The sequence below is a fragment of the Micromonospora jinlongensis genome, assembly GCF_013410645.1.
GTDB lineage: Bacteria > Actinomycetota > Actinomycetes > Mycobacteriales > Micromonosporaceae > Micromonospora > Micromonospora zamorensis.
The window spans coordinates 4,200,650-4,212,786 of record NZ_JACCHK010000001.1; the positions used below are offsets into that span (position 1 = coordinate 4,200,650).

Here is a 12,137-nt window from a genome sequence, read left to right on the forward strand (position 1 = left end):
GCGGTTCTGCAGCTCGCGCCCAAGGATCCGAGACGCATTCACATCCATTGATCCGCACGTTACCGTCTGGTAACTCAGTCGACGTCCCGCGACTGAGCCGAAAGGAGTGCGTCGATGCCTGCAATCCCCGCCAGGCCCGAACGCGCGACCCGACGACGGGCCATCACCGTCGCCGTGGCCGTCGCCGCCCTCGTCCTACCGATGCTCGCCGGACCGGCCACCCCCGCCACCGCCGCCGACCGTCCAACCGTCCAACCACTCCCCGCCAACCTCGAGGCCATCCGGGCCGCCGAGGCCACCGCCCTCTACGGCACCCCCGCGATCCGCCCGATCGAGCAACGCCGCACCGCACTGATCACCATGGGCGACAGCCAGATCTCCGGTGAGGGGGTCGGCAACTACGTGCCCGGCACCCACCAGGACGGCAACTGGTGCGACCGCTCGTACGACCAGGCGGTGTTCCGCACCGGCATCCCGTCGGACGCGAGATACAACATCGCCTGCTCCGGTGCCACCCCGTGGAACCTCATCGCCGGCGGCCCGACCCAGCACAACGAGCTGAACCAGGGTGACTACCTGGGCATCAAGGCGCGCAACACGCACGTGAAGCTGATCTGGGTGGTGGTCGGCGCGAACGGCGACGGCACCATCCAGTTCGGCCCGGTCGCCACCGACTGCGCGGTCAGCCGGGTCTTCCTCCAGGGCAACTGCTACCCCGACTACACCGACCAGTGGACGATCCGCACCGACGGCAGCCGCCGGGCGGTTGCTGACGCTCTCACCGACATCCGGCAGACCATGACCAGGGCCGGCTACCTGCGCACGGACTACGAACTGGTGCTCATGTCGTACCCGAGCCCGGCCAGCCCGGACGTGGAGGACAACCCGAACTTCCCCGGCTGGTACTCCGGCGGCTGCCTGCTATACCTGGCCGATGCCGCGTTCGCCCGCAACAAGGCGGTGCCGCTGTTCGAGTCGGCGCTGCGCGCGGCGGCCACTCAGACCGGCACCCGCTACCTGGACGCCAGCCGGCTCTTCCACGGCCACGAGGTGTGCACCGACAACACCTCGGTCCGCGGCCTCAACATCGAGATTGGGATCTGGAACGAGAACGCCGCCCGGCAGTCGTTCCACCCCAACGCCCGCGGGCACGGCATGTTCGCCCAGTGCATCACCCAGTTCTGGAACTCCGGACAGAACCAGGCCACCTGCGTCGACCCGGCCAGCACCGGCGCCGGCGTGCTCTACCCGGGCCTGATGCAGTTCAAGCAGTTGCGCAACCCCGCCACCAACACCTGCGTCGACGGCAAGGGTTACGACTCCCGCAACGGCACCGCCCAGCAGTCGTACGGCTGCCACGGCGGGCGCAACCAGGGCTTCTGGTACGACTCGGCCAAGCGGTCACTGCACTCGGAGCTGTCCCACGACCGTTGCCTCGATGTCGCCGGCGGATCGATGACCTCCGGCACGGCGGTCAACATCTACGACTGCAACGGCACTGCCGCCCAGCAGTTCGCCTTCGTCGGCAACCAGATCAAGCCGGCCGCCGCCAGCAACCTCTGCGTGGCGTTCGACAGCCCGTCGTCGGGCGCTCCCCGGCTGCGGTTGGCCACCTGCTCCACCAGCACCCGGCAGCAGTGGTCGTTCGAGGCCCGTACCGCCGCCAACCCGGTCGGCTACGGTCACGACGACTTCATCGGCTCCCGCGTCTACTGACGGAACGAGGGGCCCCTGACCGACTCAGGGGCCCCTTCGCTCACTTGGCGCGAGGGATGAGGATGAGCCGGGCCACGCCCTTGTCGCCGTCCTTCGCACCGGCGACGCCGAGTGTCGCGCCCACCTTGACCTCGCTCGGCTGGACGGTGGCGCGCCGCTCCACGACCCGCAGGTCGTCGCCGAAGGTCCAGGTCATGGTGAAGCCGTCGGTAGATTTGACGGTCATCGAGTCACCGTCGATAGCGGTCACCTCGCCGCGCTGCACGGCGACGGTCTGCGTACCGCCGTCCTTCGTCTTCACGACCGCCTCACCGTGCAGGGTGTTCTTTCGCAGCAGCACCCGGGCCTGGCGGCGCTTGCGCCACTCCTCGCCGCGCTTCTCCCGGGCCTTGTCCTTGGCGGTGGGGGAGGCACCCGGCGTCGGGGTGGCCGGCGCGGCGACGGTCTGCACGTCCAGGTCGTCGGCGTCGAAGCCCATCGCGGTCAGCGCCTGACCTTCCACGCCCATCGCGGCGGCGACCTCGACGGCGGCCTCGCGGGCGGGCTGGCTGGCCACCTCGGCCGCACCGCAGCCGCTGACGCCCAACGTGACCGCCGCGAGCAGTGCCGTGGTGCCGGTGGCGAATCCCCAACGTGGCATGACGTTCCCTCTCGTCCGTGGAGCCCTCAGCATCTCCGTCGAGGACGAGCGGAGCGTCAGGCCGATGTTCGAGCCAGGTAAGGATCGCCGGGCAGCCGGACCGTGAAGGCGGCACCGCCCTCCGGCGCGTGCCCGGCGGCGATCTCCCCGCCGAGCCGGCGGACCAGGCCGGCGGCCAGCGCCAACCCCAGCCCGCTGCCCACCTTGCGCACCCCCCGGTAACGCTGGTGCAGCGCCCCGCGTTCGAACGCCACCGCCAGGTCGTCGTCGGTGAAGCCGGGCCCACCGTCCCGGACCTCCAGCTCACCGCCGGCGGCCGGCTCCGCACCCGCCGGCCGGACCGCGAGCACCACCGGCGACCCCGGGGGTACGACCCGCAGCGCGTTCTCGAGCAACCCGTCCAGCACCTGCCGGATCCGCCCCGGATCGGTGTACGCGGGCACCGGCTGACCTGGCGTCTCCAACCGGAACGGCACGCCCACCGCCGCGCACCGGCCGGACCAGGTCGGCTCCGCGTCCACGGCCAACTGGGTCAGGTCCACCGGCACCGGTTCGAGCGGGAAGTCGGCGGCCTCCAGCCGGGCCAGCGCCAGAAGGTCCCCGATCAGCCGGTCCAGGTGTTGGGCCTCAGCCAGCATCGTCCGACCGGTGTCGACGGTGTCGTCCGCGCCGAGCACCCCGTCGGCGAGCGCCTCGGCGTACCCCCGGATCGCGGTCAGCGGGGTGCGCAGCTCGTGCGAGACGGACAGCAGGAATTCCCGCTGCCGCCCCTCACTGGTGGCCAGCGCGCCAGCCAGACCGTTCAATGCCTCGGCCAGGTCGGCGACCTCGTCCGGTGACTCGACCGGCACCCGGACGGCGCGGTCGCCGGCGCGCAGCCGGGCGGCGGCGGTGGCCGCGACGCGGATCGGCCGGGCCAGCCGGCGGGCCAGCAGCAACCCGGCCACCACACCGGCGGCCAACCCGGCCAGCAGCGGCAACCAGAGGCTCAGCAGCACCCGGGCCCACAGCCCGTTCGCCGAGGGGCGGGAGAGCACCACCCCGTTGCCGTTGGGTAGCGCCCGGCCCTCGACCAGGGCACGTTCGCCGTTGACGACGCGCCGGACCGACACGTTGCGCCCCTGGCCGATCCGCTGCACCACCCGAGGTGGCAGCCCCGGCCGGTCGACCGCTCCGCGCCGGATCAGGTACGCGTCGATGTCCTGGTTGCGCAGTTGCTGGATGAGCCGCTCCTCGTCGGCGCTGCGACCCCGGTCCAGGCGGGTGCGCAGCACCTCGGCCGCGAGCCGGGCCTGTGCGGCGAGCGCCTCCTGGTCGCGCCGCTCCGCGCCACGGATCGCCAACGGCACCGCCACGATCGCGGTGACCAGCACCGACACCAGTGCCACCGCGCAGGTGACCAGCACCGCCCGGGCGGTGAGCGTACGGCCGAGGCCGCCACGTCGAGGTGCGGCGGGTGGGGAGGTGCCAACCACCGGCAGCGACATGGTCGGCGACCCGGCGCGCCCGGAGTGGTCAGGCATCGACCGCGTACCCGACGCCACGGTGGGTCCGGATCACGCTGGCCGGGCCGAGCTTCGCCCGCACCTGGGCGACGTGCACGTCCACCGTGCGGGTGCCGGCGTGCGCCGCGTACCCCCAGACCCCCGCCAGCAGCTCCTCGCGGGTGAAGACCCGGCCGGGCCGGGCCATCAGATGGGCCAGCAGGTCGAACTCGGTGGAGGTGAGCTGCACCGGTGCGCCCGCGGCGGTGACCGTTCGGCGGGCCGGGTCGAGCGTCACCGGGCCGACGACGCGCTGCCGGTCCGCGCCCTCCGGGCCGCCGGCGGAACGACGCAGCACCGCGCGCACCCGGGCGACCAGCTCACGGGGGCTGAATGGCTTGGTCACGTAGTCGTCGGCGCCCAACTCCAGACCGACGATCCGATCGACCTCGTCGTCGCGGGCGGTGAGGAAGATGACCGGGGTCCAGTCACCGGCCTCGCGCAGCTGGCGGCAGATCTCGGTGCCGGGCAGGCCCGGCAGGGCGATGTCCAGGACGCAGGCCACCGGGCGGATCCGGCGGGCGGCGCTCAGACCGGCCGCCCCGTCCCGTTCCAGGTGGACGCCGAAGCCGTCCCTGGTGAGATAGAGCCGGACCAGGTCGGCGATGGCCGGCTCGTCCTCGACCACGAGGACGAGCCCGCGGTGCGGCGGTTCGACGGTCACCGGCCCATGATTGCCGACCCGGTGGACCCGGCGCGATCGGTGCGTGTTCGAGTTGGGTAAAGGCGACGCAAAGCCCGGTGGGGCGTCAGCTCACCACGGCGGGACGGAACGCGTTGGGCCGCGCGGCGGCCGGCGCGTCACCGATGGTGGCGAGGATGCGCTCACGGGGCACCCGCAGGCGGGTCCGAAAGGCATGGTTGAGCAGCGCGTCGAGCTGCCAGACCTGCTTCGGGTGACTGGTGCGGATCAGGAACCGCTCGCGGATCCCGTCGATCGCCGTGGCCGCCATCTCGACCGACTGGAGTCGCGGGTCCGGGCTCCAGGTGACGTTGCTCAGCTCGCGCAACTCGGTGTTGAGATGCAGGCGCAGACGGTGCAGTAGTCGGGTCTGCTGGGTGACCACCAGTCGTCGGTGGGTGAGCAGCAGCAGGTAGTCGCCGGTGACCGGACGGTCGGGGCGGCTGCAACGGGTGACCAGGATGGTGGCGTCACCGGAGCCGACGCAGCGCCGGAAGACCGGCATGTGCCGGCTCACGGTCTGCACGGCCAGGCCAGCCTCAGCGGCGGCCGGAAGGAACGTTCGGGAGAAGACGTCCATGACCTGCCCAACGACGTCTTCGGCGGGGTGACGTGGGTCACGCGGGTTTTTTGGAAGTTCCACGCCGCAGGTCGCACTGCCTGTCCGACTTCCGACTTGGACGGATCGTGGTCAGCAGTCCGGTTGAAGGGGACTTGCGGCGAACAGCTCCTCCAGCCAACCGGGGACCGCGTCGGCGTACTCGGCGCGGGACTCGTCGACGGTGTCCAGAGCTCGCCGCCAGGACAGCGACCGGCTCACCGGCCCCAGGCCGATCGCGAGGTCGGCGGCCTCGACAAGGGTCCGGCGGTCGTACCGGTCGGTCCACGCCTCCAGGTAGGCGTCGCGCAACCGCGCCAACCCCGCGTCGTCGGCCGCCAGCTTCTTCGCGTGCCGGATGGACCGCAGGGTCACCAGCAGCGTGCCGAACGGGTGCGCCACGGAGGCGTCGCCCCAGTCGAAGTAGCGGTAGCCGTCCGGGCCCGCGAAGACGTTGCCGTCGTGCAGGTCGTCGTGCTGCACCGTGGCCGGGATGCCGATGTCGGCGAGCCGGCGGCACCGCTCGGCGTACGACGGCAGCTCCGCTCGCAGCCGCTCGTGCAGGTCGGGGTTGAGCCCGCCCTCGGCACCGATCAGCAGCGCCTCGCGATCGTCGAGCAGCTCGGCGAGGAGCCCGGCCAACACCTCGGGGCGGTGGTCCGGCACGCCCAGGGCGACCAGTTCGTCAGCGCGCGGCGCGGTGGTCAGTTGGAGCGCCGCGTACCCGGGTAGTGCCCGCTCCCAGTGCGCCAGATCGGGATCGCGTGCCAGCAGGTCGCGCAACGACTCGCCGCCGTCGGGCAGCAGCGACCAGCCCTGCTCCGGGTCCACCGCGATCGGTGTCAGCACCCGTTCCGGCGTCAGCTCGGCGAGCGTCGCGATCAGGGCGGCCTCGTGCACCGTGCCGGGGTTGTTGGCCTTGAACCAGACCGGGCCGTCGTCGGTGGGCACCCGCCAGACCAGAGACCACGGGCGCACCCGAGGCTCCACCAGACCGGTCACCCGCCGGCCGGCCCGGCTCAGCCGCTCGTCGACCCAGGACCGGGCCCGCACCTGCCACTGCTCACTGGACCAGTCGGGGGCACGCTCACCGGCGATCGTCGTCACGCTGGGCACCTTAGGCGGCCCTCCCGGGCCGGGGCGAGGCGTTTTCCCCCAGCGGTGTCAGACCAGCTCGACGATGGTGGCGTTGGCCATTCCGCCGCCCTCGCACATGGTCTGCAGGCCGTAGCGGATCCCGTTGTCCCGCATGTGCTGGAGCATCGTGGTCATGATCCGGGCACCGGAGCCGCCGAGCGGGTGACCGAGTGCGATCGCCCCACCACGCGGGTTGAGCCGCTCCGGGTCCGCCTCGGTCTCGGCCAGCCAGGCCAGTGGCACCGGGGCGAACGCCTCGTTCACCTCGTACACACCGATCTCCTCGATGCCCAGCCCCGCGCGGCGCAGCGCCTTCGCGGTGGCCGGGATGGGGGCGGTGAGCATGGTGACCGGGTCGTCGGCGGCGACCACGGCGGTGTGGATCCGGGCAAGCGGCCGAAGGCCGTGCCGGCTGGCCCACTCGGATGTCGTCACCGCGAGGGCCGCGGCGCCGTCGGAGATCTGGGACGCGGACCCGGCGGTCACCACGCCGTCGGCACGGAACGGCGTGGCCAGCTCGCCGAGCTTGGCCATTGTCGTGTCCCGGCGGATGCCCTCGTCGGCGGCGAACTTGCCACCATCGCCGAGTGGCACCGGCGTGAGCTCCGGGTCGAACGCGCCAGCGTCCTGTGCGGCGGCTGCCTTCTCGTGGCTGGCCAGCGCGAACTCGTCGAGCTGGGTACGCGAGAGGCGCCACCGCCGGGCGATCAGCTCGGCACCGACGCCCTGGTTGAACGGCAGTGGCGCGTCGTCGGCGAAGCCCTCGACACCCCGGTAACGGTCCCGGAGCTGGTCGCTGAACGGCATGCCGCCGGCCACACTGGAGCCCATCGGCACCCGGGTCATCGACTCCACCCCGCCGGCGACCACCAGGTCGGCCTGGCCGGAGAGCACCGTCGCGGCGGCGAAGTGCAGTGCCTGCTGGCTGGAGCCGCACTGCCGGTCCAGCGTCGTGCCGGGGACCGTCTCGGGCCAGCCGGCGGCGAGCACACCGTTGCGGGCGATGTTCCACGACTGCTCGCCGACCTGGGACACGCAGCCCCAGAAGACGTCGTCGACCTGCGCCGGGTCGAGCCCGGTGCGCTCGGCGAGGGCGCGCAGCACGTGCGCCGAGAGATCGACCGGGTGGACGCCGGCGAGGCTGCCCTTGCGCCGCCCGACCGGGGTACGTACCGCGCCGACGATGACCGCGTCACTCATGTTTACTCCCCGGTAACTTGGGCTGCCCCGATCCTACGTCGTCCCCGGACCGACCGTCCGGCCACACCATCACGAGATGCCGGAATCCGACCGCCGCTGGCATGCTGGGCGGGTGGATGAGATCACCGGGGCCCGGCAGTGGCGAGTGCCGTCGAGTCTGCCAGCGGCGAAGCTGGCCGGCGCCGTCCTGCTCGTCGCCCTCGGGCTGCTCTTCGCCGACGGCGACCCGGTCCGCCTGGTGGTGGCGATCCTGGCCGCGGTCGCGGTGGCCGTCTGGGCGGTACGCGATCTGGTCGTGCCGGTCCGGTTGGCGGTGGACCCGGCGGGGCTCACCGTCATCCACGGGTTCGCGGGCCGGCGGCTGCTGCCCTGGTCGGCGGTCGAGGCGATCGCCGTCGACCGTCGGCCACGGTTGGGGCTGACCAGCGAGACCCTGGAGATCGACGCGGGCAACTCGCTGCACCTGTTCGGCCGGTACGACCTGGGTGCCACCCCGGAAGAGGTGGCCGCCGCACTGCGTGCCGCCCGCCCGCGCCCTTGAGCTGTCAGCCGAGCAGTTGGGCGGTCCGGAAGAGCACGAGCGCGAGCAGGACCACCAGGATGATCGCGCCGCCGGCGACCTGCACCAGCGTGCGCCGGCCACGCGGCGCGTACGCGAGCACCAACGCCATCAGCGCGCCGACGACCAGCCCACCGAGGTGCCCGGGGATCGAGATGCCCGGCACCGCCAGCGTGAACACCAGGTTGATCACCAGGATCGGGATGATTCGGGAGATGTCCCGACCCAGTTTGCGTTCGATGATGATCAGTGCGGCGAAGAGACCGAACACGGCGGTCGACGCCCCGACGGTGGCGGCCCTCGGGCTGCTGAACAGATAGGCGGCCACGTTGCCGCCCAGGCCGGCGATCAGGTAGAGCGCGGCGAAACGAACCCGCCCGAGGTTGGCCTCCAGCGACCGACCGAGCACCCACAACGCCCACATGTTGAGCAGCAGGTGCAGCACGCCGTAGTGCAGGAACATCGCGGTGACCAGCCGGTACCACTGGCCCTCGGCGATCCCACCGAGCGTGTAATCGGACAGGTACGCCCGGCCGAGCACCGCACCCCATTCGGTCAGCGGCGTGCTGCCACCCATGAGGCCACCGAAACCGGAGCCCCCCATCGCCGCGTCCCCACCCCGGGCCGAGGCGATGGAGAGCAGCAGGAGCAGCGCGTTCACCGCGATCAGGGTCTTCGTGACATAGCCGTGCCGGCCGGCCGTACCACCACCGAAGGCGGTACGCGCCGGCCGGACACTGCGACGTCCCTCGTTGACGCACTCCGGGCACTGGTGCCCGACCGACGCATCGCGCATGCAGTCCGGACAGATCGGCCGGTCGCAGCGGGTGCACCGGACGTAGGTCTCCCGGCCGGGATGCCGGTAGCAGACCGGGGTGGTCGGCGGAGACTCGCTCACCGGGCCGACCCTCCGTCCACCGCCGCGCGAACCACCGGCGCAGGCCGGTGCGGTGCTCCGGAGCGCTCAATCATGCGAGCAAAGGTACCTCGCCGGTCGGTCAGGAAGCAGACCGCTCGATCTCGACCCGCTCGATGACGACGTCCTGGAGCGGACGGTCGCTCGGGCCGGTCGGGGTGCTGGCGATCGAGTCGACGACCTTCACCGACTGCTCGTCGGCGACCTGCCCGAAGATGGTGTGCCGGTTGTTGAGGTGTGGCGTCGGCGACACGGTGATGAAGAACTGCGAACCGTTGGTGCCCGGTCCGGCGTTCGCCATCGCCAGCAGGTACGGCCGGTCGAAGCGCAGCTCCGGGTGGAACTCGTCCGCGAACTTGTAGCCCGGCCCGCCCCGGCCGGTGCCGGTCGGGTCGCCCATCTGGACCATGAATCCGCTGATCACCCGGTGCGAGATGGTGCCGTCGTAGTACGGCCCACTGCCCGGCTGACCGGTGCGCGGGTCGGTGTACTCCCGGTTGCCCTCAGCCAGGTCGATGAAGTTGCGGACCGTCTTCGGCGCGTGGTTCGGGAAGAGCTCCAGCCGGATCGGGCCAGCGTTGGTGTGCAGGGTGGCGTAGACAGCCTCGGCCACGGGTACTCCTCACTCGTTGGTCAGTTCCATGCGGATCCTCCCATGTGCCCGATCTGGCATCGCGGAGGCATCCGAAGGTGGAGGATGACGAAGGAACAACTCCCAGGAGGTAGGACCGTGTTTGGATTCGGGCGGCGTAAGTCCCAGGGGCAGCTGGCGAAGGCCGAGCTGAACCAGAGCATCAGCCACCTGATGCAGGCAGCCAACCACGCAGCGAAGGGCGCTGGCGCAACCGTCGGTCCGCGGGTCCAGGTGGCCCGTGGCTACGTGGCGCCGACCGCGGCGAAGGTGCGCGACCGCGCCTCAACCGGCTGGGGGACGACACTCACCACGCTGGCACCGCTGGCCGCGGCGGCCCGTGACGGCGCCGCGCATGCAGGGCCGCTGACCAGGAAGGCCAAGTCGAAGACCATGCGGATCACCGGTAAGAAGAAGCAGCCGCGCCGTAGCGGCTCGATGATGACCGGCCTGTTGGCAGCGGGTGTCGTCGCCGGCCTGGCCGGCGCGGTGGCCATGCGCCGTCGCCGGGAGCAGCAGGAGTGGGCCGAGTACGACCCGACCCGCACCCTGGAGCCGATGCGCGACGAGGTCGACTCGATCGAGGTGCGCACGCCGTCCGCCACCAAGGGGACCGACGGGTCCGCGATGACCGGCGGGTCCGCCATGACGGGTGCGGCAGGGATGACGGGTGCCGGCAGCTCGGCGGTGGCCGGCGGCAGCAGCGCCAGCACCACCGGCACGGCCAAGCCGACGAGCGTCCGGCCGACCGACAAGGTCCCCTCGGTCGCCGAGGGCGCCACGGACGTCTCCGGCCGGCCGACCGACGACCTCACCAAGGCACTGGGCAAGGACACGGCCCGCACCAACGGCCGTCGCTGACCCAGCGACAGCATCGAGCGCCGGCGCAGCGGGGGTCACCCCCGCTCGCCGGCGCTGTCGCATGCCGGCGCTCGCCGCGCGCCCCGCGCCCCGCGTGAGCGGCGAGCAAGACCCACTCGGTTTCCTTGAAATCGGGGCATCCAGGTGTACGGGATGCCCCGATTTCACGAAAGCCGAGTTGATCACATGGCAGGGCGGGTGCTTCCGCCCCCGGCGGTCAGAGCCAGCCGTTGCGGCGGAACCAGCGGTAGAGGGCCAACGAGACGCCGAGCATGATGGCCAGGACCACCGGGTAGCCGTACGTCATCTTCAGCTCGGGCATGTTGTCGAAGTTCATCCCGTAGATACCGGCGATGGCGGTCCACACCGCGGCGATACCGGCCCAGGCGGCGATCTTGCGCATGTCGTTGTTCTGGTCGACGGTGACCTGGGCGAGCCGCGCCTGGAGGATCGAGTTCAGCAGGTCGTCGTAGGAGTTGACCTGCTCCACGGTGCGGCTCAGGTGGTCCTGCACGTCCCGGAAGTAGCGGCGGATCTCCTTGGGAACGTCCCGGTTGACCTGGGAGGTCAGCGTCATCAGGGGCCGCTGCAACGGCACCACCGCCCGCTTGAACTCCACCAGCTCCCGCTTCATCTGATAAATCCGTTGGATCCGCCCATGGCTGTGGCGGTCGAAAACCTCGGCCTCCAGCACATCCAGGTCGTCCTCGAGCTGGTCGGCCACCTCCAGGTAGAGGTCGACCACCCGGTCGGTCACCCCGTACGCCACCGCCCACGGGCCCTGGAGCAGCAGATCCTCCTTGGTCTCCAGGTCGGCGCGGATCGGGGCGAGCCGGCAGGCGTCGCCGTGCCGGACGCTGATCACGAAGTTCGGGCCGATGAAGAGCATCACCTGCCCGGTCTCCACGACCTCGGAGTTCTCGGTCAGCTCGGCGTGCTCGCAGTACCTCGCGGTACGCAGCACCAGGAAGACGACATCGCCGAACCGCTCCAGCTTGGGGCGCTGCTCGGCCTTGACGGCATCCTCGACGGCGAGTTCGTGCAGACCATAGGTCTCCGCGATGGCGGTCATCTCGGCCAGCTCCGGTTGGTGCAGACCGAGCCAGACGAAGCCGTGCTCCTCGCGGCGGGCCGCCGCCAGGGCGTCCGCGTACGTCCACTCGCCGGGTTGCCGCTTGCCGTCGACGTACAGCGCGCAGTCGACCACCGAGCTGCGGTCGGTGCCGGTCGGGGTCGGCACGGGCGGCGAGCCGTCGGCGTTGAGGATCCGGGTCATCGCCCGGACCGGGGAAGGCCAGGCCCGAGGTCGCAACACCCGACCGGGGGTGGACGACGCCGTCCGGTCCCGCTCTGTCCGATCCGTCATCGCGTCACCTCCCACGCTCGGCTGCGGCTTGCAGGCTACGCCGACTGCTGTCGAGGACATGTGTGACGGCTGTCGCGTGGGGGTGGTGCCGGGCGGGCCGGGCCGCATCGGGGGGTGTGCGGGGACGACACGGCCCACCCGGCACCGGTGGGGGCGGGAGGTTGTGCTGCCGCGTCACCCGAGATGGGGGGCCGACCCGGAGGCCGGGCGGTGATCTCCGCTACATCCACGGGTGACGCTCGCAGCATTGTGGGCCGCCGGCCGCCCCGGACGGGAGTCCCGGGACG

General features: G+C 71.6%; 12 protein-coding genes. 3 read left to right on the forward strand and 9 right to left on the reverse strand.

The window, feature by feature from the left end; genetic code table 11:
• Positions 1-114 precede the first annotated feature (114 nt).
• Positions 115-1,716, forward strand: a complete 1,602-nt coding sequence (locus HNR22_RS18595) for a ricin-type beta-trefoil lectin domain protein (RefSeq protein WP_179781420.1) — start codon at positions 115-117, stop codon at positions 1,714-1,716.
• Between the two features lie 40 nt (positions 1,717-1,756).
• Here the strand turns inward: HNR22_RS18595 and HNR22_RS18600 are convergent, their stop codons facing one another.
• The 6 genes from HNR22_RS18600 to HNR22_RS18625 form a co-directional block, all read right to left on the reverse strand.
• The gene (locus HNR22_RS18600) at positions 1,757-2,356 is read right to left on the reverse strand and encodes a hypothetical protein (RefSeq protein ID WP_179781421.1); all 600 of its coding nucleotides are present in this window, start codon (positions 2,354-2,356) and stop codon (positions 1,757-1,759) included.
• Between the two features lie 56 nt (positions 2,357-2,412).
• A complete protein-coding gene (locus HNR22_RS18605; RefSeq protein ID WP_179781422.1) occupies positions 2,413-3,879 on the reverse strand; it encodes a sensor histidine kinase in 1,467 nt (488 codons plus the stop codon).
• Complete coding sequence (locus HNR22_RS18610; protein WP_088950691.1) at positions 3,872-4,564, reverse strand: response regulator transcription factor; 693 nt, start codon at positions 4,562-4,564, stop codon at positions 3,872-3,874. The genes HNR22_RS18605 and HNR22_RS18610 overlap by 8 nt, the downstream gene beginning before the upstream one ends.
• Before the next feature lie 85 nt (positions 4,565-4,649).
• Positions 4,650-5,162, reverse strand: a complete 513-nt coding sequence (locus HNR22_RS18615) for a hypothetical protein (protein ID WP_088950692.1) — start codon at positions 5,160-5,162, stop codon at positions 4,650-4,652.
• 111 nt (positions 5,163-5,273) lie between these two features.
• Positions 5,274-6,287, reverse strand: a complete 1,014-nt coding sequence (locus HNR22_RS18620; RefSeq protein ID WP_179781423.1) for a phosphotransferase — start codon at positions 6,285-6,287, stop codon at positions 5,274-5,276.
• Between the two features lie 57 nt (positions 6,288-6,344).
• On the reverse strand, positions 6,345-7,517 hold the full coding sequence (locus HNR22_RS18625; protein ID WP_179781424.1) for a thiolase family protein: 1,173 nt from the start codon (positions 7,515-7,517) through the stop codon (positions 6,345-6,347).
• A 76-nt stretch (positions 7,518-7,593) separates the two neighbouring features.
• Here HNR22_RS18625 and HNR22_RS18630 point away from each other — a divergent pair, with 76 nt between their 5' ends.
• Positions 7,594-8,058, forward strand: a complete 465-nt coding sequence (locus HNR22_RS18630) for a PH domain-containing protein (protein WP_179781425.1) — start codon at positions 7,594-7,596, stop codon at positions 8,056-8,058.
• A 4-nt stretch (positions 8,059-8,062) separates the two neighbouring features.
• Here the strand turns inward: HNR22_RS18630 and HNR22_RS18635 are convergent, their stop codons facing one another.
• Positions 8,063-8,974 (reverse strand): rhomboid family intramembrane serine protease, encoded by a 912-nt coding sequence (locus tag HNR22_RS18635; RefSeq protein WP_179781426.1) that lies wholly within the window; start codon positions 8,972-8,974, stop codon positions 8,063-8,065.
• Positions 8,975-9,074: 100 nt separating this feature from the next.
• On the reverse strand, positions 9,075-9,605 hold the full coding sequence (locus HNR22_RS18640) for a peptidylprolyl isomerase (protein ID WP_088950697.1): 531 nt from the start codon (positions 9,603-9,605) through the stop codon (positions 9,075-9,077).
• An 84-nt stretch (positions 9,606-9,689) separates the two neighbouring features.
• Between HNR22_RS18640 and HNR22_RS18645 the strand changes: the two genes are divergently transcribed.
• Positions 9,690-10,484 carry a hypothetical protein gene (locus tag HNR22_RS18645; RefSeq protein WP_179781427.1) on the forward strand — a complete coding sequence of 265 codons (795 nt, stop codon included), beginning with the start codon at positions 9,690-9,692 and terminating at the stop codon, positions 10,482-10,484.
• A 217-nt stretch (positions 10,485-10,701) separates the two neighbouring features.
• Here HNR22_RS18645 and corA read toward each other — a convergent pair whose 3' ends face one another.
• A complete protein-coding gene (corA, locus tag HNR22_RS18650) occupies positions 10,702-11,850 on the reverse strand; it encodes a magnesium/cobalt transporter CorA (protein WP_179781428.1) in 1,149 nt (382 codons plus the stop codon).
• Between the last annotated feature and the right edge of the window lie 287 nt (positions 11,851-12,137).

Bases quoted from the DNA above. Each gene is read 5' to 3' on its own strand.
- HNR22_RS18630 (WP_179781425.1), top strand. From the start codon at position 7,594: ATGCCGGAATCCGACCGCCGCTGGCATGCTGGGCGGGTGGATGAGATC.
- corA (WP_179781428.1), bottom strand. From the start codon at position 11,850: ATGACGGATCGGACAGAGCGGGACCGGACGGCGTCGTCCACCCCCGGT.
- HNR22_RS18600 (WP_179781421.1), bottom strand. From the start codon at position 2,356: ATGCCACGTTGGGGATTCGCCACCGGCACCACGGCACTGCTCGCGGCG.
- HNR22_RS18645 (WP_179781427.1), top strand. From the start codon at position 9,690: ATGACGAAGGAACAACTCCCAGGAGGTAGGACCGTGTTTGGATTCGGG.
- HNR22_RS18595 (WP_179781420.1), top strand. From the start codon at position 115: ATGCCTGCAATCCCCGCCAGGCCCGAACGCGCGACCCGACGACGGGCC.
- HNR22_RS18615 (WP_088950692.1), bottom strand. From the start codon at position 5,162: ATGGACGTCTTCTCCCGAACGTTCCTTCCGGCCGCCGCTGAGGCTGGC.
- HNR22_RS18605 (WP_179781422.1), bottom strand. From the start codon at position 3,879: ATGCCTGACCACTCCGGGCGCGCCGGGTCGCCGACCATGTCGCTGCCG.
- HNR22_RS18625 (WP_179781424.1), bottom strand. From the start codon at position 7,517: ATGAGTGACGCGGTCATCGTCGGCGCGGTACGTACCCCGGTCGGGCGG.